17 protein-coding genes are annotated in these 19,955 nt (G+C 71.2%); 3 read left to right on the top strand and 14 right to left on the bottom strand.

The window, feature by feature from the left end; translation table 11 throughout:
• Positions 1 to 12: 12 nt before the first annotated feature.
• The 5 genes from INP57_RS20930 to INP57_RS20910 all read right to left on the bottom strand — a co-directional run bounded on the left by INP57_RS20930 (position 13) and on the right by INP57_RS20910 (position 5,276).
• The gene (locus INP57_RS20930; protein ID WP_200071987.1) at positions 13 to 1,086 is read right to left on the bottom strand and encodes an alcohol dehydrogenase catalytic domain-containing protein; all 1,074 of its coding nucleotides are present in this window, start codon (positions 1,084 to 1,086) and stop codon (positions 13 to 15) included.
• The gene (locus INP57_RS20925) at positions 1,083 to 2,105 is read right to left on the bottom strand and encodes an ROK family protein (RefSeq protein ID WP_200071986.1); all 1,023 of its coding nucleotides are present in this window, start codon (positions 2,103 to 2,105) and stop codon (positions 1,083 to 1,085) included. The genes INP57_RS20930 and INP57_RS20925 overlap by 4 nt, the downstream gene beginning before the upstream one ends.
• The gene (locus INP57_RS20920; protein ID WP_200071985.1) at positions 2,102 to 3,277 is read right to left on the bottom strand and encodes a sedoheptulose 7-phosphate cyclase; all 1,176 of its coding nucleotides are present in this window, start codon (positions 3,275 to 3,277) and stop codon (positions 2,102 to 2,104) included. The genes INP57_RS20925 and INP57_RS20920 overlap by 4 nt, the downstream gene beginning before the upstream one ends.
• A 320-nt stretch (positions 3,278 to 3,597) precedes the next feature.
• The gene (locus tag INP57_RS20915; RefSeq protein ID WP_200071984.1) at positions 3,598 to 4,773 is read right to left on the bottom strand and encodes an MAB_1171c family putative transporter; all 1,176 of its coding nucleotides are present in this window, start codon (positions 4,771 to 4,773) and stop codon (positions 3,598 to 3,600) included.
• Positions 4,773 to 5,276 (bottom strand): ImmA/IrrE family metallo-endopeptidase, encoded by a 504-nt coding sequence (locus tag INP57_RS20910; RefSeq protein ID WP_200071983.1) that lies wholly within the window; start codon positions 5,274 to 5,276, stop codon positions 4,773 to 4,775. Before INP57_RS20910 ends, INP57_RS20915 begins: the two co-directional genes overlap by 1 nt.
• Positions 5,277 to 6,413: 1,137 nt before the next feature.
• Here INP57_RS20910 and INP57_RS20905 point away from each other — a divergent pair.
• The 3 genes from INP57_RS20905 (at position 6,414) to INP57_RS20895 (ending at position 9,506) form a co-directional block, all read left to right on the top strand.
• Positions 6,414 to 7,385 (top strand): metal-dependent hydrolase, encoded by a 972-nt coding sequence (locus INP57_RS20905; protein WP_200071982.1) that lies wholly within the window; start codon positions 6,414 to 6,416, stop codon positions 7,383 to 7,385.
• A gap of 8 nt (positions 7,386 to 7,393) precedes the next feature.
• On the top strand, positions 7,394 to 8,458 hold the full coding sequence (locus tag INP57_RS20900) for a PDR/VanB family oxidoreductase (RefSeq protein WP_200071981.1): 1,065 nt from the start codon (positions 7,394 to 7,396) through the stop codon (positions 8,456 to 8,458).
• Positions 8,459 to 8,624: 166 nt separating this feature from the next.
• On the top strand, positions 8,625 to 9,506 hold the full coding sequence (locus tag INP57_RS20895; RefSeq protein WP_200071980.1) for a nuclear transport factor 2 family protein: 882 nt from the start codon (positions 8,625 to 8,627) through the stop codon (positions 9,504 to 9,506).
• Positions 9,507 to 9,539: 33 nt separating this feature from the next.
• Here INP57_RS20895 and INP57_RS20890 read toward each other — a convergent pair whose 3' ends face one another.
• From INP57_RS20890 to paaZ, 9 genes are all read right to left on the bottom strand, one after another.
• Positions 9,540 to 11,003, bottom strand: a complete 1,464-nt coding sequence (locus tag INP57_RS20890; protein ID WP_200071979.1) for an amidase — start codon at positions 11,001 to 11,003, stop codon at positions 9,540 to 9,542.
• A 168-nt stretch (positions 11,004 to 11,171) separates the two neighbouring features.
• Positions 11,172 to 12,479, bottom strand: a complete 1,308-nt coding sequence (locus INP57_RS20885; protein ID WP_200071978.1) for an MFS transporter — start codon at positions 12,477 to 12,479, stop codon at positions 11,172 to 11,174.
• A gap of 205 nt (positions 12,480 to 12,684) precedes the next feature.
• Entirely contained in the window at positions 12,685 to 13,515 is an 831-nt protein-coding gene (locus INP57_RS20880) for a metal-dependent hydrolase (RefSeq protein ID WP_200071977.1), read from the bottom strand.
• A 440-nt stretch (positions 13,516 to 13,955) separates the two neighbouring features.
• Positions 13,956 to 15,053: a 1,2-phenylacetyl-CoA epoxidase subunit PaaE gene (gene paaE / locus INP57_RS20875; RefSeq protein ID WP_307850207.1), complete on the bottom strand. Its 1,098-nt coding sequence runs from the start codon at positions 15,051 to 15,053 to the stop codon at positions 13,956 to 13,958.
• A 23-nt stretch (positions 15,054 to 15,076) separates the two neighbouring features.
• Complete coding sequence (paaD, locus tag INP57_RS20870; RefSeq protein WP_200071975.1) at positions 15,077 to 15,580, bottom strand: 1,2-phenylacetyl-CoA epoxidase subunit PaaD; 504 nt, start codon at positions 15,578 to 15,580, stop codon at positions 15,077 to 15,079.
• Positions 15,574 to 16,482 carry a 1,2-phenylacetyl-CoA epoxidase subunit PaaC gene (paaC, locus tag INP57_RS20865; protein ID WP_200071974.1) on the bottom strand — a complete coding sequence of 303 codons (909 nt, stop codon included), beginning with the start codon at positions 16,480 to 16,482 and terminating at the stop codon, positions 15,574 to 15,576. The genes paaD and paaC overlap by 7 nt, the downstream gene beginning before the upstream one ends.
• Before the next feature lie 8 nt (positions 16,483 to 16,490).
• Positions 16,491 to 16,790 carry a 1,2-phenylacetyl-CoA epoxidase subunit PaaB gene (paaB, locus tag INP57_RS20860; RefSeq protein WP_200071973.1) on the bottom strand — a complete coding sequence of 100 codons (300 nt, stop codon included), beginning with the start codon at positions 16,788 to 16,790 and terminating at the stop codon, positions 16,491 to 16,493.
• Positions 16,787 to 17,740 carry a 1,2-phenylacetyl-CoA epoxidase subunit PaaA gene (paaA, locus tag INP57_RS20855; RefSeq protein ID WP_200071972.1) on the bottom strand — a complete coding sequence of 318 codons (954 nt, stop codon included), beginning with the start codon at positions 17,738 to 17,740 and terminating at the stop codon, positions 16,787 to 16,789. The genes paaB and paaA overlap by 4 nt, the downstream gene beginning before the upstream one ends.
• Positions 17,741 to 17,868: 128 nt before the next feature.
• Positions 17,869 to 19,896, bottom strand: a complete 2,028-nt coding sequence (paaZ, locus tag INP57_RS20850; protein ID WP_200071971.1) for a phenylacetic acid degradation bifunctional protein PaaZ — start codon at positions 19,894 to 19,896, stop codon at positions 17,869 to 17,871.
• Positions 19,897 to 19,955 lie beyond the last annotated feature (59 nt).

Genomic DNA, 19,955 nt, shown 5'->3' with positions numbered 1-19,955 from the left:
CTCGTGTCGTTGCTACGGGTCGCCGACGCGAACGGCGAGCTTCACCAGGCGTCTGCCGTCGACGATGCGATCTCCGCCGCGGGCGAGATCGCGCATGATTCGTGCTGCGCCGCCGAGTCCGGTCACGTGCGTGATGACGTCCCGATATCGCCCGGGGTCCCGGACGAGTTCGGCTGCGGCCGCGCGTAGGTGCTCCGCGGAAACCCCGCGATGCCCGAACAACCGCACGTGCCCGCCGTTCGGGGCTCGTCCGGTGTACGTGCTCGGCGGATCGGGGAACCCGGTGCGGTTCGCGGCCCTGACCGCGGCCAGGTCGACCCCGGGCAGCTCCGGCACTTCCGCACCGGCGGACAGCCCGCCGACCAGGTCCACCACCAGGCTGTCCGCGGACATGCCCAGCGCGGCGCGGAGGCACTCGACCGTGCCGTCGCGCGGCGTCGCCACCAGAACGGCCACCAATCCGCGCACTGCGCCGAGATCATCGGTTCGGATGTCGGTGTGCGCTCCGGTGAGCCCCGGTTCGGCACCGCGGTGCACGAGCACGGTGCGCACGGCCGGGCCGAGCCAGCGGTGCGCGGCGCGGATCGCCAACCGGCCCACGGTTCCGCCACCGAAGACGACCAACGTCTCCGGGCGGAACCGCTGCAACGCGCTCAGCGCGTACCGCACCACCGAGAGGGGTTCGAGCAATGCCGCCAGTTCCGGCTCCGGGGCCGTTTCCAGCGGGAGCACGAGGCCAGCTTCGACCGCGTCGCGCGGCACCAGAGTGCGCTCTTGCAGCAGGCCGTTCACGTTGTGCCCCAACAGGAAGGACTCGGAGGACGGGTGGGTCGGGTTCACCACGACTTCGGTGCCCGGCCCCGGCCCCGCACCGGCGCCGGCGGAGATCACGGTCGCGATCCCTTCGTGTCCGATCACCTCGGCGGCGTCGTCGCGCAGTCCCCGGAGCATCTGGATGTCCGTGCCGCACAACCCGGCGAACTTGGTGGCGACCAGCAGCTCCCCTGCGGCAGGGCGCGGCGTCGGCCGGAGTTCCACCGCGATCCTGCCGGAACCGCGCACGAGGGCGCGGTGCCGCCCGCTCACCGCTGCCCCGCCGCGGCGATGCCCGCGCCGACCAAGCAGTCGGCCGATTCCGGGCCGGCGATCTCGATGCGCCGCCGCGCCCAGTCCGGCGCCAGTTCACCGGTCAGGTAGGTGCCCGCCCGGTCCAGGTGCTCCAGCACAGCCGTGCGGTAGTGCTCGTCCAAGCCGACTGCGACCCCGCCGGTGAGGACGATTCGATCGAGTTCCGGGTCCAGGCACAGCGCCGTACGCACCACGTCAGCCACCGGTTCGGTGACCACCGACAGCAGCTCGGTCGCCGCCGCATCGGCGCTGTGCAGCGCCGCGGCGAACGCGTCCTCGAACGCCGCGCCGTCCGCGATCCGCTTCCCCAGCAGCGATTCCTGCCACTGACGGGGCCGGTTCAGCCGCAACAGCTCGGCCACCCGTCGGATGCCGGGGCCTGAGCTGAAAGCGGCGAGGTGCGAAGGCGCACCGCAATCGCACCGCAGCCGCAGCGGCTCTCCGCGCATCGCGGCGTGCGCCGGGAGGTGCCCGATCTCGCCTTGCAGGCCGCAATCGTCGACCGCGATCCGGCCGTCCCGTTGGTCGATCACGCGGCACGCGATGCCGGTGCTGATCGTGGCCAGCAGCACCTTCCGGACCGCTGCGAGTACCGGCGAGGCCGCGGCGTGCAGCAGGGCCGCGGTCACGTCGTTGACCACGTGCCATCGCACATCCGGCCGCGCCGCGCGCAGTTCACCGAGGAGGTCCAACGGCTCGGTGCAGTCCCCCCAGAGCGGCGCCGAGGCGTAAACCGCACCGGTCCGGTGGTCCAGGGCCGCGCCGACGGAGACTCCGGCCACCGCATCCGGCCTGGCCGGGACGGCCTGGCAGATCTCCTGCACCAGGCGTGCCCGCAGCTGCTCCGGCGTCGCATCGGGGTCCCGGTAGCGCCCGGGCGAGGCCGCTTCGGTCCGGTCCCGCAGCCCGCCCCGCGGTGTCCAGGTGGCGCTGCGCAGCCGGGTACCGCCGACGTCGACCACCGCGACCGGGTTCATCGGCTCGCCCGCACCAGGCCGGTGCCCGCCGCCGCGCGCACGAATTCCAGCGCCGCGGCCAATTCGCCGTCGTCGATGTCGTTGACGAACACCGCGGAACCGAGCCCGCTGGTCAGCGGTACCCGCTGCGCACCGTCCCGGTGCCGGACCGCGTCCTGCAACGACTCGGCGAGCAGCTCGGTGGTGAACACCGGGTCGGTGGTCGGCAATCCCAGCGCCTGCAGCAGGGCGAGCGCCCGGTCCGCGCCCTCGTGGCCGAGCAGCCCTCGGTTGTGCGCCACGGCCACGCACACCGCCATGTCCACCGCGACCGCCTCGCCGTGCAGCAGCGGCGGGTCCGCGCGCAATTCCAACGACGGGCTGAACGTGTGCCCGTAGTCCACCACCCGCTCCAGCTCGTGCTCCCACAGGTTGGGTTCGAGCTCGTCGAGCATCCCCCCGATGGCGCGGGTCATGATCTCCAGCAGGTGCGGGCCGGCGTCGGCCAGCGTGGCCGCGCTGACTTCGCCGGCCACCGACTCCAGCAGCTCGAACAGCTCGCGGTCCTTGATCAGCGCCATCTTGGCGATCTCGGCCATGCCGTTGTTGATGTGCCGCTGCGGGACCGTGCGCAGGAACTCCGGGTCGATCAGCGCCTTCTCCGGGGCGTAGTAGCTGCCCAGCCGATTCTTGTGCGTCCCGTAGTTGACGCCGGTCTTGACCCCCACTCCGGCGTCGACCTGGCCGATGAGGGTGGTCGGCACCCGCACGTACGGCACTCCTCGGCGGTAGAGGCTGGCGGCCATGCCGGCCACGTCCAGCACGGCACCGCCGCCGATGGCGATGACCTTCTCGGCCCGGCGCAGGATGCCCATCGAGCTCATCGCCTCGGTCGCGGCCACGACCTGCGCGATGCTCTTGGATTCCTCCGAACCGTTGATCACGGTCCAGCTCGTGTCGATCGACCAGGCGTCGAAGTACGCGCGCAGCGCCTCGCCGTAGAGCACGTCCACGGCGTCGTCGATGAGCACCAGGCACCGCGTCGCAACGCCGTCCGCCCCGCACGCCTGCGCCAGTTCCCGGTTCTGCGGCTCCAGCAGTCCCCTCGCGATCACGACTTCGTAGTCGACGGGCTGCCGGGCGCCGACGCGCCAGGTCGTGCTGGTCCGCCCGGATCCGGTGGATTCCGGCATTTTTCCTCCCCAGGAAAGCAATTGTTCGACCGCGGCCGGTGGCGACCCGGTCGGACGCGGCGCTGCGGCTCACCCCAGGCACACCGCATCCGATCGGAGGGACTCCCGACCATGAACGGGACCGGCCGCAGTGCCGGTGCGCGACGACGAGCGGGACGAACCGCCGACCGTCCGGCGGTGTCGAACTCCCCAGTGACGACATCCATGTCAGCTTGCGTCGCTGCGATCGAGACTAGTCACCCCGATATCAACCGTCAACTGAAATGGATGATTTTGAAATTCGCGTCACCTGCCCGAAACCCGCCATCGGCCGGACCGCCTCAGCGGCCGGGTGCGACAACCGCTTGCGGCGCCCGGCCGAGGGCGAACCGCAGCGCGGGTCCGGATCGGTACACCTCTGCGACTTCGAGCAGGAACCGCTCCTCCTCGTCGAGATCGTCCCCACCGGGCAACGCGGACCCCGCGCCGCAGGCGGGGCCGCCACCGGCGCGTTCCAGGACAGCGCGCCGCAACCAGCAGGCCAGCACCACGGCTTCGGGCCGACCGGTCCGGGACGCGCGTTCTGCGGCGTGCGCTCGCGCCGCGGCGGCGAGCTCGGGCGAGCAGTAGTGGCTCAGCACCAGCACCGCATCGCGGATCTCGATGATCAGCCGATACCGGAGCGTTCCGACGGCCGACGGCGAGCGCAGCAGCGCTCGAATCCTGCTCCGCACCTCGGTGCGGTTCACCTCGGGGACGGCACGGATCATGTCCATCCACAATGGATAGATGGCGTGCAGGCCCCGCCGCTTCCGCAGATCCGCGCACACGGCGGACAGCAGCGGAGCGCCCACTCCGATCGCCAAGCAGCACGCCTGCAACCCCGACACCACCGGGCCGAACTCCCGCAATCCCGGATCCCCCACCGCCGCGCCGACTCCCGCCAGCGGAATCCCGACCCCGGCACCCAGCAGGAAACCCGCGGCGTACGCCGACATTCCGAGCCGGAACGGTGGTGGCCCGCCGCTGCGAACCGCCCGCACGCACAGCAGGCCCGCCGTGAGGTCCGCGGCGAAGTGCAGCGGCAGGAATCCGGACCAGTAGCTGCCCAGCACCCCTTCGGCGACCGGACGGCTCCAGAACCCGACCGCGCGCAGATCGGTGAACAGCAGCGCGCTGGCCACCACCGCACCGAACCCGATCGGCAACGACTTCCGCAGCGGAAACCGCAGATATGCGGTGAAGTTGTGCAGCACCAGGCACGACGCGGCCACCGCGACGGAGTTGCGCAGGACGTGCACCACCTGCGGGTCGCCCGACAACTCCCTCAACAGCGCGCATGACAGATCGGTGTGCAGCGCCATGGCCGCCGCGATCCCGCTGCACGTCGCCCAGAACGACCGCATGTCACGCCGCCGCAACGCATCCGGTACCCGCACGAGCAGAGCCAGCCACAGCGCCGCGATGCCGCCGAGTTCCAGTGCCTGCCCGGCCGGGACCGGCAGCTGGTCGATCATCACGACGCCCGGAAGCCCAGCACTCCCCCGACCGCCGGGACCCTTCTCGGCGGCGCGTCCCGGATGCGCCGTCCCAACGCGGTCGCGATCTCCTCGGCCTCCCGCTCCGCGGCATCGGCGGTGCCGTCGTGCGCGCGAGCCAGCAGCCGCTGCACCACCTCCGGGTCCAAGTCGGGCACCAGACTGCGGAATTCCTCCCGCCCCCGGCCCCGCGCCACTCGCTCGTGCGCCAGGATGTGGCCGATCTCGTGCAGCACGATGTGCCGCCGGTGCAGCGCGCTCGTCCGCGGCTCCACGAAGATGTAGTCGGCCTCCGCGGCTTGCACCCACAACCCGTGCGGTCGGCCGACCCCTCCCGAAACCGGAAGCGGCAACACCTCCAGCCGGCGCCCCTTGCGCGCAGCGACCCTCCCCAGCAAGAACTCCGTCGAAAAGCGCGCGGGCAATGCCAGCTCGTCGACGAGTTCGGCGGCCCATCGACGAGAACGTCGGCAGCTCAACATCGGAACACTCCCCCAGTAAATGCCCCTAGATCAGTACCATCTTCACGAACATCGCGGACACCGGTCAATGCAATCTCACTCACAGGGATCAACGCCGCATCGCGGCGGAAACGCAGCGCACCGACCCGGCCGGGAAATCAAGATCACCCGCCTGCGGATCCTGCCGCACCGACCCCGGAGCAGGCCCCGAATTCCAGCGAGAAACCTGCCCGGAACCGGAAACATGATCAAACGTCGCACGATGCGCGAGGCACAATTCACAATCAGTTCATCCTGATTGCGCTTCCCGGTTCGAGCGTGCTCCTGTCGGCAGCGAAGCACCGGCCGCTTTCGGCGCCCGTTCCGGCCGCGCCTTCTGCGTCGTCGCTGCGCGCGAGCCGGGCGCTGCGGCGGCTGCTCAGCCCGGGGTGCCGTACCGCGACACCTTGCGGCGATCGTCGCCCGGCTCATGCCGAGGAGTTCGGCGGCCCGGGTGACGATGATCCCAGGATTCGCCGGGCAGTGGACGATCTCCTCGCGCGCGACGGTCGATCCGGGCCGCATAGCACTTCGGACGCCAAGTGGTGTCGATCGACGACACCGGAAGAACCATTCCCGAAAGCTTTCGCCGCACGGAGATGTCCGTCCGGGCGAACGGGAGGACACCGTGACCCGGCGACCGAATCCGTACGAGTTCCCGACTCGGTTCCTCCTTCGCGCGCACCCGCTGGCTCGGGGGTGATCTTGCCCGTCTACGAGCGGTCAGGCCTTGGCCCGGCGCGCACCGACCGAGATTCCGCGGGTTCGCGGGGCGTGCGTTCGGTGCCGCCGGACGGCCGAAAACGGCCGGTCCCCGGTGGCGGGACGCGCAGCGAGCACGGCACCTGCCGACCGGAGATCCGACCCGCTGAGGAAGGCGACGCACCGCTCACGGCCGGCCCACGCATCCGTGCGCCGAGCTGCGCCTCGATCGCCCCGCACCCGGCGCACGATGCATCGGGCCGAGCGCGCGTTGACAGCGGCGCGCGCAGCGCTGCATAGTGCCACCTCCAGTACCCGTTACTTCCAGTAACAGGTGGCGGCCGCTCGCCGGATCCGGCCCGCGAACCGGTCGAGCGAGCAACGCCCCGCCGAGCCGCACCGCGAGGAGGTCTTGCGATGACGCACGACGAGCACCCACCGAAGTCCGGTGTGGACGATCCGGAGCGCGTTGCGCTGCAGGCGCGGAACGTGCGGTTCGACTGGTCCGAGCTGCCGATGCACTGGATCCCGGACGAGCCGTTCGCCACCCACGTGATCAACGTGCTGCACCTGCTGCTACCCGAGGGCGAGGACTGGTTCGTCGAGGTCTTCAAGCAGGCGCTGCCGATGATCAAGGACGACCGGCTGCGCGAGGACGTGCAGGGGTTCGTCGGCCAGGAGGCCGTGCACGCCATGTCGCACCAAGGCGTGCTGGACCACTTCAACGCCCACGACCTGGACACCGAGCCATACGTGCGCCAGATCGCCTGGATGTTCCGCAAACTCCTCGGCGACCGCGGCCACACCGGCGCGCGCGCCGAGGATTGGGTGGTGGAACGGGTCGGCCTCATCGCGGGCATCGAGCACATCACCGCGTTCCTCGGCCAATGGGTGCTCGACGCGGAAGCGCTCGACCGCGCGCAGGCCGACCCGACCATGCTGGACCTGCTGCGCTGGCACGGCGCGGAGGAGGTCGAGCACCGCTCGGTCGCGTTCGACCTGTTCATGCACCTGGACGGCCGGTATTCCAAGCGGGTGCGGTTCTTCCTGCTCGCACTGCCGCTGTTCTTCACGCTGTGGGCGCGCGGGGCGAAGTTCCTGATCGCGAACGATCCGAAGCTGCGCGGGCGGTTGAAGCCGCGCTGGCGGGACTACTTCCGCAGCGCCCGGCTGGGCCTGCTGCCCGGACCGCGGCAGACCGCCCGGTTGATGGCACCGTACTTCCGGCCTTCGTTCCACCCGTCGCAGCACGGCTCGACGACCAGGGCGGTGTCCTACCTGGCCAGGTCACCGGCCGCGCAGGCCGCGGAGAACCCGGCCGCACCGGCCTCCGAGCGCCCGGCCGCACCGGCCTCCGACCACCCCGCCGCACCGGCCTCCGACCACTGAGCGCCGCGATGTTCACGCCACCACCGGACGTGCACGGACGGGGCCGGCCGGACCGGTTCATGCGCGGCCTCGCCGCGCTGATGTCGGTCTACAGCAAGCTGATCGCCTTCGACCGGCCGCGACCGCCGGTGCGGGCGGTGGACCGCGACCTGCGGTTGGTCGTCGACGACGCGCGCGCCGAAGCGGACGACGTGCGCAGCCTGCGGCTGGTACCTGCGGATGGATCCGCGCTGCCCGCGTGGTCGCCGGGAGCGCACATCGACGTGGTGCTGCCGTCGGGTCGTCAGCGCCAGTACTCGTTGTGCGGCGATCCGGCGGATCGCGGCTGCTACCGGATCGCGGTTCGCCGGATCGCCGACGGCGGCGGGGGTTCGCGCGAAGTGCATGCGGAGCTGGACGTCGGGAGCCGCATCACCGCGCGGGGACCGCGCAACGCCTTCCCGTTCATCCGGGCGCAGCGCTACCTGTTCGTGGCCGGCGGCATCGGCATCACCCCGATCCTGCCGATGGTGCGTGCCGCAGCTGCCGCGGGCAGCGATTGGCGGTTCGTCTATTGTGGACGGTCGCGGGAGTCGATGCCGTTCTTGGACGAGATCGCCCGGCTGGCCCCGGAACGGGTGTGGGTCCGCCCGGACACCGAGTACGGAGTCCCGGTCTCCAGCGGTGAATTGCTGGAGCACGCACCGGAGGACGCCACGGTGTACTGCTGCGGCCCGGTACCGATGATCACCGGTGTGCGGATGGACCTGGCCATCAGCCGGGCTGCCGAGCTGCACTGGGAACGGTTCTCGGCGCCGCCGATCGTCGACGGGAAACCGTTCGACCTGCATCTCGAGCGCACCGGCCGCACGCTGCACGTCCCCGAAGACCGGACGGCGCTGGAGGTGGTGCGAGAAGCGCTCCCCGATGTCGCCTACTCCTGCAGGCAAGGCTTCTGCGGCACCTGCAAGGTGGGCCTGCTCAGCGGCACCGCCGAGCACCGCGACCACGTGCTCACCGACGATGAGCGGGCCGATTCCATGACGATCTGCGTTTCCCGCGCCGAACAGGGCCCGCTGGTGCTCGACCTCTGACGGAGCCTCCGCAACGACCTGTTGGAACCGGCGCAGACTCGCTGCCGGACTGCGCGCACGACGTTCCGCAATCTGCCGCCGACATGCTCTACTACACCGCCGAAGGGCTTCATCACCGCCCGGGCTCACCCACGACCTGAGTCCGCGCCACCCGCGAGGAGACGACGTGGACCACGACAACTCCGCGAACCGATCGATCGCCGAGGCTGCCGTGGCGGCGTTCGCCGCCGGGTGGCGAGCTCCGCACCCGCACGCCTGGGACGACCTGCTCGCCGAAGAAGCGGAGCTGGTCCAGCCGCTGCTGCGGCACCGGGTGGGCAGGCACGCGCTGGCCGAGGAGTACGGGCGGCTGCTCGAGCTCATCCCGGATCTGAGAGGTGAGGTGCTGCGCTGGGCGGCCGAAGGCCGCACCGTGCGGATCGAGCTGCGGCTGACCGGAACGCTCGGCCGGTTGCCGCTGCGGCTGGCGGTCACCGATCAGCTCACCCTCGACGAGGACGGCCGCATCCTGCGCAGGCAGGCCCGGCTCGATCCGCTGCCCGCGGTGGCGCTGCTCGCCCGGCAGCCCGCGGCGTGGCGGCGCTGGTGGAACTCCGGGGTCGGGCCGTTGCTGGTGCGGCGGAAGTTCTTGCCGCACGACCTCGAACACGTGCCCACCCCGCCGCTCGTGCGCGCGCTCGCGTTCGGGCGGCTGCTGTTGGCGGTTTCGGCCTGGGTGGCGCCGCAGCGCTCCGCCCGGCTGGTCGGCCTGGCAGCAGACGGCCCGCGGGAGAACTACCTGATGCGGGTGTTCGCCGGACGCGCCGCGGCCCTCGGGCTTGGCACGCTCACCAGCCGCGGGCGCCGGCAACGCCAGTGGCAGCTGCTCGGGCTGCTGGTGGATCTTTCCGACACCGCCGCGGCCTTCTCCCGCGGAATGTCGATCAGGGCCCGGGTGCTCGGCCTGCTGACGGGCGGTTACGCCGTTGCCGGGATCAGCGCGCTGCGCTCGGAGCCGGAGGACGACTCGGCGCAGGAAGCCGCTCCCGGCCCGGACGAGGTTCGGTAGCGCACGCCCAAGCGCAATCCGCCGGTACCCCGCTCACGCCGACACCGGCGGCCGCGCCATCGACCACGGCGCGGCCTGCTCCAGCTGGGCGGCGAGCCGGATCAGCACGTCCTCGCGCCCGTACGCGGCGACGAACTGCACCCCGATCGGCAAGCCATCGGGATTCCGGTGCAGCGGCAGCGAAATCGCCGGTTGTCCGGTGATGTTGAACGGCACGGTGAACGCGATCTTCTCGCCTACCGCGGCAGCGAGCTCGGCCGGTGCCAGCGCGGTCGGCGCGAGTTCACCGAGCTGCCACGGCGGCGTCGCCAGCGTCGGCGTGACCAGCACGTCCAGCTCCTGCTCCCACAGCGCGGCCGCCTCTCGCGCCCATTGCTGCCAGGTGTGCAAACCGGAGAGCCACTGCGTGGCGGGCGCCGAGCGGCCCACTTCGGCAGTCCGCGCGTTCATCGGTTCCAGCTCACCGAGGTCGATCCGCCTGCCGATGCGCTGCGACCAGCGGTCGACCTCCCAAGCGACGATGGTCCCGAACACGGCGGAAAAACCCTCGAGTATCGCGGGCGAGTCCAGCACCGCTGCCGCGGACGGCTCGACGTGGTGCCCGAGCGACTCCAGCAGTCGCGCGGCTTCATCCACCGCTGCGACGCAATCCTGGTGCGGCTGACCGGCCGCTCCCGGCACCGCGGTGCGCAGCCCGACACGCAGCGCCCCTGGGTCGAGGCCGATTTCTTCCCGGTATGGCCGGGAAGGCGGCGGCGCGGTGTACGGATCGCCGGGCGCCATGCCGCGGATCGTGTCGAGCACCGCGGCGCTGTCCCGCACCGAACGGGTCAGCACGTGCTCGTGGGCCACCGGTCCCCAATATTCACCGTGGCCCGGACCTAGCGAGGTGCGCGCCCGCGTGGGCTTGAGCCCCACCAACCCGCAGCAGCTCGCGGGAACCCGGATCGAACCCGCCATGTCGTTGCCGTGCGCGACCGGCGTCATCCCGGCGGCGACCGCGGCGGCCGAGCCGCCGCTGGAGCCACCGGGCGAACGCGACGGGTCCCACGGGTTGCGCGTCGCGCCGTGCGCGAGCGGTTCGGTGGTGACGCTGGTGGCCAGCTCGGGCATGTTGGTCTTGCCGCAGAACACGAACCCTGCCGCGCGGAATCGCGCCGCCAGGTGCGAATCCTCCGGCTCGGTCCAGCCGTGGTCGCGCAGCACCCGCATCCCACCGTGCAACGGGTCGCCAGCGGAGTGGCACACCATGTCCTTCAACAGCATCGGCACCCCGCGGAACGGGCCTGCGGGCAACTGCGCCGATGCGGCCTGTGCCACCGCTTTCTCGAACAGCGGCGTGACGACCGCGTTCAGCGCGCCGTTGGTTCGCTCGATGCGTTCGATGGCCGCCTCGGCGAGTTCCGAGGGTGTGAGCTCGCCCCCGCGCACCAGCTCGGCTTGCTCCGTCGCGTCCAGCCACGCCAGTTCGTCGTCGCGCACCGAGTCACTAGCCATGTCCATCCTTGCCCCCGAGATCCGATGCCGGTCGCGATCACCTTCGCACAGTTGCCTGCACCGGCTCACGAATCGGCGCAACCCTGCCAGGACAACGGATGGACCCACCTGCCCTGCCGATCACCGGCCCCGCAGCCGCTCGCGGGCGGTCAGCGCGCCGGGCGGCGCTCAGCCGTCCGCTCGGCCCGTCCCGCTTCGACCGGCCGCGGGCATCAGCGCCAGCGCGCCCAGCGACAGCACGCAGCACCCGACGATGTACCAGCTGATGCTCGTGCTGCCTCCGGTGCTGGTCAACAGCGCCGCGGCGATCAGCGGCGCCGGACCGCCCGCGATGACCGACGAGAGCTGGTAACCCAGGCCCGCTCCGCTGTAGCGCACGTTGGTGCCGAAGCTTTCCGCGATCAACGCCGCCTGCGGCCCGTACTGGATGTCGTGCACGATCAGCGACACGACGATGCCGATCAGCACCAGCCCGCCGCTGCCGGTGTTCAGCAGCCCGAAGTACGGGAACGCGTACGCAGCCGTGAGCACGATCCCCAGAGCGTAGATGCGCCTGCGCCCGAACCGGTCGGACAAGTGCCCGAACAGCGGGATGGTGATCAGGCCGATGGCCGCCGCGATCAGCGTGTAGTTGAGGATCTGGCTGCGCGGCATGTCCAGCTCGGTCGTGCCGTAGGTCAGCACGAACGTGATGAACAGGTAGAACGGCGCCTGCTCGGACAGCCGGACGAATGCGGCCGTGAGCACCTCCAGCGGGTGGTCCCGCAGCGCCCGCCACACCGGCATCTTCACCACCGCGCGCTGCTGCTTGACCTCGCGGAAGTCCGGGCTCTCCAGCACGCGCAGCCGGATGTAGAGGCCGACCGCGATGAGCACCACGCTGGCCAGGAACGGAATCCGCCAGCCCCAGACCTCGAATGCGTCCCCGGTGACCGCGCTGACCGCGGCGACGGTGCCGGTGGACAGCAGCAGCCCGATCGGCACACCCATCTGCGGCCAGCTCGCCATCAGCCCGCGGCGGTTCCGCGCGCCCCATTCCATCGACAGCAGCACCGAACCGCCCCATTCGCCGCCGACTCCGATGCCCTGCAGCACCCGGAGCACGACCAGCAGCACCGGTGCGGCGAGCCCGATGGTCGCGTGGCTCGGGACCAGGCCCATCAGCACCGTCGCCACGCCCATCAGCAGCAATGTGCTGATCAGCGTGGCCTTGCGGCCGATGCGGTCGCCGAAGTGCCCGAACACCGCCGCACCGACCGGCCGGGCGGCGAAGCCGACGAACAGCGTGGCGAACGATTCGAGGATGGCCGTGCTCTCGTCCGAGTGCGGGAAGAACACGCTGGGGAAGATCAGCGCTGCGGTGGTGCTGTAGAGGAAGAAGTCATACCACTCGATGGTCGTGCCGACGACGCTGGCGACGACGGCTCGGCGGCGTTGGGTGCGCGGTGTCTCGTCGATGGCCGGCGTTGCGTCCATGTGCGGCCTCCCTGCCCGGAATGGCCACTGAGGATTGCTCCGCCCGGTTGCTTTGTCAACGTACGAAATCCCCGGTTCAGGACGCGAGGAGCGCGCGGCGCTGCTTCCGCGCTCGGTGCACACCGGCTACGAGCAGTTCAAAGCCGTGATCCGCTGCAGCCACCGGGCCGGTCGAGTTCGCTCCGGTCGCGGCGGAGCAGATCGCTCAACCGGTCAGCAGGGTGCTCAGGTCCGGGAGCACCAGCGCCGCCACCAGCACCAGGCAGATCACCTCGATGACCTGCTCGATGCGCTGGCCGGACCGGGAACCCACCCGCCACCGCAGGTTCTTCGGCAGCACGTGCCCGCGCCGCCAGCGGCTGCCCGCGCACTCCGCCGGTCCCGAGCACTGCGAGCATCGGCGGCGCATCGGCCACGTCCACGGGATTCCGCTGCGGGTGGCGGAATCGCCCGCGGAGTGCACGATCATGCCGACCGCGATGGAAACCCCGGCGTACCAGCCGAGTTCGTCCCCTTCCCCGCCGACGAGCAGCGCGAGCGTGATCACCGCGGCGGCCAGCAGCGCCATCCCGTCCCGATGCGTGCGCAACCGGCGGCGCACCCATCCGGGACCGGAGCGGGACAGCGCCGCGATGCCGGGCGCGAGCACGACGATCAGCGTCGCCATCGTCACCCACGGCGTGACCAGCGCGCCGAGCCCGACGAGCAGTCCGGTGGCGACCGCGAAGACCGGTGTGTGCACCAATCCGCGGTGCTCGCCGTCGCCTTTCGGGTCGTGCGGCAGCCGAGTGCGGGCGTACGCGGCACGGGCCAGGCGTTGGAAGGACTTGCCGACCGCGGCGGTGACCGGGCCGCCGGAGCGGTACGCCGTCGTGCCGTCCGCGTCCAGGTCGGGCAGGAGTGCCGCGCCCGCGCCGAGCAGCGCGCCGACCGCCGTGGCCGTGGCGCCGAGTTGCGCGCCGGTCAAGGCCGCGACCGCGTTGCCGGAGAAGGCACCGGCGAGCGCACCGGTGCAGGCGTGCCCGCCCGCTTGCATCGTGGATCCCCCAGGACGTTTTCCAGCTGGTGTGCGAAGCGGCGTCGCTCCCGGTCCCGCACCGCGAAACGGCTCCCCGCCCACGCGGCGGAACCGCGGTCGACCGCTGTGGGCGCCCGCCGCTGCTCTGATCAACATGTCGGGGTTCGTCCCGCGCCGGCACCGCCGGACGGGTGCATTGATCGTCACCGGCGGGCCGCATCCCGGGGCGGCCGTTCGGACGTGCCCGCGGCACCGGCGATGACGAGCAGTTCGCTTGCGAACTGATCGGCTGGACGTGCTCGCCAACGGCTAACTGCACCGGGCGTCTTCACCGGCCCGCTGACGTCACCAGGCGCGAGCGGAAAGCGCGCTACCCGTGCGGCTACCTCGTGCCGAGCGGTCCGCGGCAGTGACCGGGCCGCCGGAGCGGTACGACGCTGTGCAGCGGTCCCGGTGGCTCAGCTGTCGTAGTCCACTGTCACCGCGTCGGAGACCGGCAACGATTGGCAGGTCAGCGCGAAGCCTTCGTCCACTTCGGATTGTTCGAGGGCGAAGTTGCGGCGCATCGCGACCTCTCCCCCGGTGATCTTCGCCCGGCAGGTGCCGCACACGCCGCCTTTGCAGGCGAACGGCAGGTCCGGGCGCGAGCGCTGGGCGGCGTCCAGCACCGGCTCGTCCTTCGGCAGGCTCAGCGTGCTGGTGCGCCCGTCCAGCACGATCGTCACCTCGCTGCACTCGCCGGGCGGAGCCGATTCCTCGTGGCGCACCGGATCCGGCGGCACATCGTCCACGTAGAACAGTTCCTGGTGCACCCGGCCCGGTGCGACCCCCAGTTCCGCGAGCACTTCCCGCGCTGCGGTGACCATTCCGAACGGTCCGCAAAGCCACCAGTGCTCGGTGCCGTCCACCGGGATCAACGCACCGGCCAGCGCCCGCAGCTTGTCCGCGTCGAGCCTTCCGGACATCAGCTCGGATTCCCGCGGTTCCCGCGAAAGCACGTGCACGAGGTCCAATCTGGACGGATGCGCGTCCTTCAGATCCGCGAGCTCGTCGGCGAACATCACCGTGTCGCTGCGCCGGTTGCCGTACACCAGGGTCACCTGCGAATCCGTCTCGCGCAGCAGGCTCGCCGCGATCGAGAGCACCGGCGTGACCCCGGAACCCGCCGCGACCAGCACGTGCCGTCCGCCGCTCGCGAGATCCGGGGTGAAGGAACCGGAGGGCGGCGCCACCTCGATCTCGTCGCCGGCCGCGATCTCGTCGCAAAGCCAGCTCGAGAACATCCCGCCCGGTACCAGCCGCACCCCGATGCGGGGTTTCGCGCCCAGTGGCGCGCAAATCGAGTACGAGCGGCGATGTTCACCACCCGCCTCGGAACGCCGCAGCGTCAAGGACTGGCCGGGCCGGAACGCGAATTCGTCGGCGAGCGCGGCGGGCACGTCCAAGGTCACCGCGACCGCGTCGTCGCACAGCCGGTCCACCGACTCGACGCGCAAGGTGTGGAACGCGCCGCGGCGGGAACCGGCCCGATCGTCCGCAGTGGCCCGTTGATCCACATTAGACAGTGTCTCGGTCACGATCAGATCTCCTTGATGTGCTCGAACGGCTCCGCGCAGGCCGTGCATCGGCGCAGCGCCTTGCACGCGGTGGCGCTGAACCGGGAGAGCTCTTCGGTCTCGGCCGAACCGCAATGCGGGCAGGCGATGCGGCGCGGCGGCGGCGCAAGCGTGAGCGGGACGGGCCCGGCGGCCGCGGGTGCCTCACCCGGCGGCGAGATGCCGTGCTCGGCGAGCTTGCGCCGCCCGTGCTCGGTGATCCAGTCGCTGCTCCACGGCGGATGCAGCGCCGTGCGCACCTCGACGTCCGGGTAACCGGCACCGGTGAGCTTGCGGTGCACGTCGCTGCGCATCTCCGCCATGGCGGGGCATCCCGAGTACGTCGGGGTCAGCGTCACGACCACGGTGCCGTCCGCACCGACCTCGACTCCGCGCAGCACTCCCAGATCCGCCAGGGTCAACATCGGCAGCTCGGGGTCGGTCACCGTCTCGGCGACCTCCCGCGCGCGGTTCACGATCGTCACCACGTCGCCTCCGGGTGCGCCCGCGCCAAGCCCTGCATCTCCGCCAGCAGCGGCACGAGATGTTCGGTGTGCTCGCCCGCGCGGCCGAATTCGCCGCCACGCCCGAATTCGCCGGCACGCCCGAGTTCGTCACCGGCGGGCGGCGTTCCCGGGTGCGGCAAGGTCGCCGCGGCGAACGCTCGCGCCAGCACTTCGTCCACCTCACCACGCACCTCGGCCGGATCCACCCCTACGCCGTCGGCGACCGCGCGCCGCTCGATTTCGTGCGTGTGGAACAGTTCCGCGAGGTGCGGCCGAACCGCGGCGATCCCCTCGCACATCCGCCGATGCGACTCCGCGGTCCCGTCGCCGAGGCGAACGACCCACTGCGCCGCGTAGTCGCGGTGGTAGGTGAGTTCCTTGACGCTCTTGGCCGCGACCGCCGCCAGCACCGGATCACGCGAGTCGACCAGCCGCGCGCACAACGCCAGCCGCCAGCTCGACAGCACCAGCAGCCGGGCCATCTGCTCGGCGAAGTCGCCGCGCGGCAACTCGGCGAGCCGCACGTTGCGGAACTCGGCGGCGTCGCGGAAGTACGCCAGCGAGTCCTCGCCGCGGCCGGACCCGTCGGCCTGCCCGGCTCGCGCCAGCAGCAGCCTGGCCTGCCCGAGCAGGTCCAGCGCGATGTTCGCCAGCGCGACCTCGTCCTCCAGCTCCGGCGCCCGCGTCACCCACTCGCTCAGCCGTTGCGCGGCGATCAGCGCGTCGTCGCCCAGCGCCAGGCAGTAGTGCGCCAGCACCGCCCCGTCCACCCCGTCCGGCACCGAACCGTCCACACCGGACAGCGGATCGTCGAACCCGGTCCCGAACGCCCACCGCGAGTCGTTCTGCTCGGTCAGCGCCTCGTAAGCGTTGTCGAAGGACACAGTGGACCTCACATGTGCGGAACGTCGTCGGGAATGGCGTAGAACGTCGGGTGCCGGTAGACCTTGTCGCCGCTCGGCGCGAACATCGGGTCCTTCTCGTCCGGACTGGACGCGGTGATCGCGTCCGCGCGCACCACCCAGATGCTCACGCCCTCGTTGCGCCGGGTGTAGAGGTTCCTCGCGTTGTGCAACGCCATCTGCTCGTCCGGCGCGTGCAGCGAACCCACGTGCACGTGGTTGAGACCGCGCTTGCCGCGCACGAAGACCTCGAACAGCGGCCAGGACGATCGGGGAGATTCCTCGCTCATGCCGGCTCCTTCCGCGCGGCCCGCTTCGCCGCGTGCGCGGCGGCCGCTTCCCGCACCCACGCGCCGTCCTCGTGCGCGCTCCTGCGCCGGGACATCCGCTCGTCGTTGCACGGCCCGCCGCCGGAGATCACTTCCTTGAGCTCGGCCCAGTCCGGCTCGCCGAACTCGTACCCGCCCGACTCGGCGTCGAAGCGCAACTCGGGATCGGGCAGCGACACCCCGAGCGCGTCGGCCTGCGGCACGGTCATGTCCACGAACTTCTGCCGCAGTTCGTCGTTGGTGTGCCGCTTGATCTTCCAGGCCATCGACTGCTGCGTGTTCGGCGAATCGCCGTCCGGCGGGCCGAACATCATCAGCGACGGCCACCACCACCGGTCGACCGCGTCCTGCACCATCTCCCGCTGGGCCGCGGTGCCGCGCATCATCTGCAGCAGGAGTTCGTAGCCCTGCCGCTGGTGGAACGACTCCTCCTTGCAGATCCGCACCATCGCCCGCGCGTACGGGCCGTACGAGCTGCGGCACAGCGGCACCTGGTTGCAGATCGCCGCGCCGTCCACCAGCCAGCCGATCACGCCGATGTCGGCGAAGTTCAGCGTCGGGTAGTTGAAGATCGACGAGTACTTCTGCCGCCCGGAGATCAGCTTTCCGGTCAGCTCCGCCCGGTCCGCGCCGAGCGTCTCCGCCGCCGAGTACAGGTACAGCCCGTGCCCGGCTTCGTCCTGCACCTTCGCCAGCAGGATCGCCTTGCGCCGCAGCGAGGGCGCGCGCGAGATCCACGCCCCCTCCGGCTGCATCCCGATGATCTCCGAGTGCGCGTGCTGGGCGACTTGGCGGACCAGCGTCTTGCGATAGCCGTCGGGCATCCAGTCCCGCGGCTCGACGCGCTGGTCGCGCTCGATCGTGCCGTCGAAGTGCCGCTGCAGCTCGCCTTCGGCCGTCCCGCTGGTCACCGGCGCTCACCTCCCGCTGTGCGACCGGCCTGCGCGGCCGACCGCTGCTGAAACCGACCAATCGGTCAGTAATTAGTTTCCCGCGGTGCGGCACCCGGGCGCAAGCCCCGAGCGCCGCACCCGCCGGATCAACCCTTGGCGACCAGGGTCAGCACGTCGTACTTGGCGACGGACTCGCCGTCCTGGTTGGTCACGTCCGCGTCCCAGCACACCTCGCCGTAGTCGCCGCCATGGCGCGGAGTGATCCGCTTGGCCGTCAGCGTCACCGTGATCTCGTCGCCCGGGTAGGTCGGCGTGAGGAACCGCAGGTTCTCCAGCCCGTAGTTGGCCAGCACCGGCCCTGGCTCGGGCGAGACGAACAACCCCGCCGCGAACGACACCACCAAGTAGCCGTGCGCCACCCGCCCTTCGAAGAACGGGTTCGCGCGGGCCGCTTCGTCGTCGGTGTGCGCGTAGAAGGTGTCGCCGGTGAACTCCGCGAAGTGCTCGACGTCCTGCAGCGTCACCGCGCGCGGCCCGGACACCACGGTGTCGCCGATGCGCAGCTCCGCCAGGTGTTTGCGGAACGGGTGCACCTCGGTCTCGCTGCGCGCACTGCCCGGCGTCCACTGGCCGGTCACGGCCGTCATGGTGTCCGGATCGGCCTGCACCGCCGTGCGTTGCATGTGGTGCAGCACGCCGCGGATGCCCCCGAGCTCCTCGCCCCCGCCCGCGCGGCCCGGGCCGCCGTGCACGAGCTGCGGCAGCGGGGAGCCGTGTCCGGTGGATTCCTTGGCGTTGTGCCGGTTCAGCACCAGCAGCCGCCCGTGCCGGGAAGCCGCGCCGAGCACCACCTCGCGGGCGAACTCGGAATCCGCGGTGACCACCGAGCCCACCAGGCTGCCCTGCCCGCGCCGCGCCAGGTCAACGGCCTGCTCGACGCCGTCGTAAGGCAGGATCGTGCTCACCGGGCCGAACGCCTCGACCTCGTGCGGTTCGGGCCGTTCCGGGTCGTCGCAGCGCAGCAGCATCGGCGAGATGAACGCGCCGTTCGCGGCGTCCGCGCCGACGGGCTGGGACTCCTCCGGGCCGCCGTAGACCAGCCGACCAGCGGCCAGCAGGGACTTCAGCGAGCGCCGCACCTCCTCGCGCTGCTCCAGGCTCGCCAGCGCGCCCATCCGCACGCCCTCGGCGTCCGGGGCGCCGACGGTGACCTTCGCCAGCTTCTCGCCCGCGGCCGCCACCACGTCGTCCACCAGGTTCGACGGCACCAATGCGCGGCGGATCGCGGTGCACTTCTGGCCCGCCTTCACCGTCATCTCGGTGACCAGCTGCTTGACGTAGAGGTCGAACTCGGCGGTCTCCGGGGTCGCGTCCGGCCCCAGGATCGAGCAGTTCAGCGAGTCCGCTTCCGCGTTGAACCGCACCGCGCGGGAGACCACCGCCGGGTGCGCGCGCAGCCGCTGCGCGGTCGAGGCCGAGCCGGTGAACGACAGCAGGTCCTGATCACCCAAGTGCTCCAGCAGGTCCCCGGCCCCGCCGCACACCAGCGACACCGAACCTTCCGGCAGCAGCCCGGATTCGATGATCAGCTCGACCAGCCGGTGGGTCAGGTAGGCGGTCTGGCTCGCCGGTTTGATCAAGCTCGGCACGCCCGCCAGGAACGCCGGGGCCAGCTTCTCCAACGGCCCCCACACCGGGAAGTTGAACGCGTTGATCTGCACCGCGACGCCCCGCAGCGGCGTGTGCACGTGCCTGCCGAGGAACGTGCCGCCCTTGCCGAGCGGTTCCAGCGGGTCTTCGACGTGCACGGTGTCGTTCGGCAGCTCCCGGCGGCCCTTGCTGGAGTAGGTGAACAGCACTCCGATGCCGCCGTCCACGTCGAACTTCGCGTCGCCGAGCGTGGCACCGGTCCGCGCGGACAGCTCGTAGAGCTCCTCGCGGTGTTCGCGCAGGTACGAGGCCAAGGATTTGAGCAGCGCGGCGCGCTGGTGGAACGTCAGCGCCCGCAGCGCCGGGCCCCCGGTGCCGCGGGCGTGCTCCAGCGCCGCGGCCATGTCGATGCCTGCTGACGAGACGCGGGCGACCTCCTCGCCGGTCACCGCGTCCGGCACCGCGACCCCGTCATCATCGGGGACCTGCCACCGGCCTTGCACGTAACTGGGCAACGCACTCATGAACTTCCTCCGCACGCTTCGAGGTCGGCACTGCATTCATCGGCCGATGGAAGTGTTGT

Source organism: Saccharopolyspora galaxeae (assembly GCF_016526145.1).
GTDB lineage: Bacteria > Actinomycetota > Actinomycetes > Mycobacteriales > Pseudonocardiaceae > Saccharopolyspora_C > Saccharopolyspora_C galaxeae.
Note: the sequence above shows the minus strand (reverse complement) of the source record. Positions and strands in the feature narration are given on the sequence as shown.

Coding starts and splice junctions, on each gene's coding strand:
- INP57_RS20925 (WP_200071986.1), bottom strand. CDS start 2,105: ATGAACCCGGTCGCGGTGGTCGACGTCGGCGGTACCCGGCTGCGCAGC.
- INP57_RS20920 (WP_200071985.1), bottom strand. CDS start 3,277: ATGCCGGAATCCACCGGATCCGGGCGGACCAGCACGACCTGGCGCGTC.
- INP57_RS20915 (WP_200071984.1), bottom strand. CDS start 4,773: ATGATCGACCAGCTGCCGGTCCCGGCCGGGCAGGCACTGGAACTCGGC.
- INP57_RS20910 (WP_200071983.1), bottom strand. CDS start 5,276: ATGTTGAGCTGCCGACGTTCTCGTCGATGGGCCGCCGAACTCGTCGAC.
- INP57_RS20905 (WP_200071982.1), top strand. CDS start 6,414: ATGACGCACGACGAGCACCCACCGAAGTCCGGTGTGGACGATCCGGAG.
- INP57_RS20900 (WP_200071981.1), top strand. CDS start 7,394: ATGTTCACGCCACCACCGGACGTGCACGGACGGGGCCGGCCGGACCGG.
- INP57_RS20890 (WP_200071979.1), bottom strand. CDS start 11,003: ATGGCTAGTGACTCGGTGCGCGACGACGAACTGGCGTGGCTGGACGCG.
- INP57_RS20885 (WP_200071978.1), bottom strand. CDS start 12,479: ATGGACGCAACGCCGGCCATCGACGAGACACCGCGCACCCAACGCCGC.
- INP57_RS20880 (WP_200071977.1), bottom strand. CDS start 13,515: ATGCAAGCGGGCGGGCACGCCTGCACCGGTGCGCTCGCCGGTGCCTTC.
- paaB (WP_200071973.1), bottom strand. CDS start 16,790: ATGAGCGAGGAATCTCCCCGATCGTCCTGGCCGCTGTTCGAGGTCTTC.
- paaZ (WP_200071971.1), bottom strand. CDS start 19,896: ATGAGTGCGTTGCCCAGTTACGTGCAAGGCCGGTGGCAGGTCCCCGAT.